Below are 2,337 nucleotides of genomic sequence, written 5' to 3'. Positions count from 1 at the left end.
ATTTTGTCGCACGCGTTGTCGGTCCGCGCTACCAGGACATCTCTGCGCCTGTCACACGCGCGGGCTACGCCTTGGCTCGTAAGCGGGGGATCATCAAATGACCCTCGAACAGGAGAATCGGCCGGGCACCACCGCGCGATCGCGAACGCTGACCGTGTCGGAGGTCGTGCAGGAGACCAAGGACTCCGTGAGCATCGCCTTCGAAGTGCCTGACGAGATCGTCGACGATTTCAAGCATCTACCCGGGCAGTTCATTACGTTGAAGATCCCGTCCGACCAGACGGGCCACGTCGCACGATGCTACTCGCTGAGCAGTTCGCCTCATGTCGATGACTTCCGCCTCGAGATCGGGGTGAAGCGCACCGCTGGGGGGTATGCGTCGAACTGGTTGTGTGACAACGTTTCCATCGGCATGGAGGTGACCGTCCTCACGCCATCGGGAAAGTTTACCGCTAAGAGCCTCGACGTCGACTTGCTCTTCTTCGCTGGCGGAAGCGGCATCACTCCGGTTCTGTCGCTGGTGCAGTCGGCTCTGGTGTCGGGCAGTGGGGAAGTTGTCCTGTTCTACGCAAACCGTGACTCCGATTCGATCATGTACAAGTGCCGGCTTGAGCAGATTAGATCTGAATTCGCCGAGCGGTTCACTTTGGTTGACTGGCTTGAGTCGGAGAACGGGATTCCCACATCAGAGGCTGTAGAAAAGATTATTCGTGAACACAAGGGATCGGCAATTTTCACCTGCGGGCCTTCCCCTTTCATGGATCTTGTGGAAAGCTCTGCCGCCGCATGCGGAGTGGATCATTCGGATGTACATCGAGAGGTATTCCAGTCGCTGACGGGTGACCCGTTCGACACCGCAACACTGCGTCGACTCAGTGACGACGAGGGTGTAGCTACGGCCACGGTTTACCTGAACGGAGAGTGCATCACCACGGAGTGGCCACGTAACACGCCTCTGCTCGATGTGCTGCTCTCGCGAGGGCACAATGCACCGTACTCGTGCCGAGAGGGCGCATGCAGCGCGTGTGTGTGCAAGCTCATCGATGGCGATGTCGAGATGGTGCAGAACAACATCCTCGTAGACGACGACATTGAGGACGGCGAGCGACTCGCGTGCCAGGCACTTCCGCTCACCGACGCTGTGACGGTGAGTTTCGATGACCTCTGACTCCTCGAAAGCTGGCCTATTGTCGCGGCGGTCGCGGGAGGTTCTCTCCAGTGACGGCACGAGGCTGTTTGTCGAGGAGTACGGGCTCGGTGATGATGCGCCGCTGCTGGTGTTCAGCCACGGGTGGGCTTGCCAAGGTCGGTTCTGGAGACCTCAGATCGAGCACTTCGCCACCACACACCGTGTGGTGGTGTATGACCAACGAGGGCATGGCTGGAGCGACCGGGGTCGCGCGCCCTTCTCTTCGTCGGTGCTCGGCGACGATCTCGAGGCTGTCTTGCGCGCTGTCGTCACGTCTAATCGTAAGGCATTGGTGACCGGTCATAGTATGGGCGGGATGTCCATCATGGGTTGGGCTGCCGAGCACCCGGAGTCGGTGCCCGTCTTATCCCGTGGTGCCGTCTTGGCGAGTACCGGCCCCTCGCAGTTGGTGAGTAAATCGACGCTAATTGGGTCGCCACGTCGATTCCGCGCCTCACTGGAGCGGGCATTCGCAGCCGGGCTCGCCACCGCGGGACCGGAGATGCTTGACACTCGCTTCAACCGACGGTTGGTGAAATACGGGACGATGGGTCCACACGCGCCAGCAGACGTTGTGGCTGAGTGTTCCGACATAGTACTGCGGTGCCCCCCTGCGGTTCGGGGAATGTGGGGCAGGGTCCTGGCCACCATCGATGTGAGCAAAGGAATCGACTCACTTACGGTTCCGACGACCGTGATCGTGGGCTCGGCCGACAAGTTGACACCCGCGGTTCATTCCATTGATCTCGCCGACCGACTGCAGCAGCGCCGCCGGTTGCATGAGTTCGTGGCGTTGCCACAGATCGGTCACATGATCAACATGGAGGCACCAAACTATTTCAACGAAGCAGCGGCCCGATTGGACGCAGCCACGGTAGGCGATGGCTTTTGAACCGTCGACGGACACACATGAGCTCGTGAGACGGCCACGATCGTCGACAGGCCGCGCGTGTCCGAGTTGGGAGGGGTCCATCGAGGCGTACAGCATCGATGGCATCGCCACGGTGATCTTTTTTGCGTCGATGGTGCGCAGCACCTCGGCGGATAAAACTTCGGCAGCACCATCATCGGGCCGCCTTTCGTCAGGGTCGGCACGAAGAACGCGGCCCCAGCATGCGACAGCGGGGTGCACAACGAGAATTTGGGGT

The 2,337-nt window shown here is 60.3% G+C and carries 2 protein-coding genes and 2 pseudogenes; 3 read left to right on the top strand and 1 reads right to left on the bottom strand.

Going from position 1 to position 2,337, the window contains the following annotated elements:
• The 3 genes and pseudogenes from AB0366_RS26825 to AB0366_RS26815 all read left to right on the top strand — a co-directional run.
• Nucleotides 1-101 (top strand): annotated as a pseudogene (locus AB0366_RS26825) (acetoin dehydrogenase); the annotation flags it as partial.
• Nucleotides 98-1,168: a ferredoxin--NADP reductase gene (locus tag AB0366_RS26820; RefSeq protein WP_027498240.1), complete on the top strand. Its 1,071-nt coding sequence runs from the start codon at nucleotides 98-100 to the stop codon at nucleotides 1,166-1,168. The pseudogene AB0366_RS26825 and the gene AB0366_RS26820, both read left to right, overlap by 4 nt.
• Complete coding sequence (locus AB0366_RS26815) at nucleotides 1,158-2,081, top strand: alpha/beta hydrolase (protein WP_027498239.1); 924 nt, start codon at nucleotides 1,158-1,160, stop codon at nucleotides 2,079-2,081. Before AB0366_RS26820 ends, AB0366_RS26815 begins: the two co-directional genes overlap by 11 nt.
• A 75-nt stretch (nucleotides 2,082-2,156) precedes the next feature.
• On the opposite strand, the pseudogene AB0366_RS26810 reads toward AB0366_RS26815, so the two are convergent.
• A pseudogene (locus tag AB0366_RS26810) lies at nucleotides 2,157-2,337 on the bottom strand (acyl-CoA synthetase); the annotation flags it as partial.

The sequence above is a fragment of the Rhodococcus sp. NPDC076796 genome (genome assembly GCF_040702765.1).
Taxonomy (GTDB): domain Bacteria; phylum Actinomycetota; class Actinomycetes; order Mycobacteriales; family Mycobacteriaceae; genus Rhodococcoides.
Note: the sequence above shows the minus strand (reverse complement) of the source record. Positions and strands in the feature narration are given on the sequence as shown.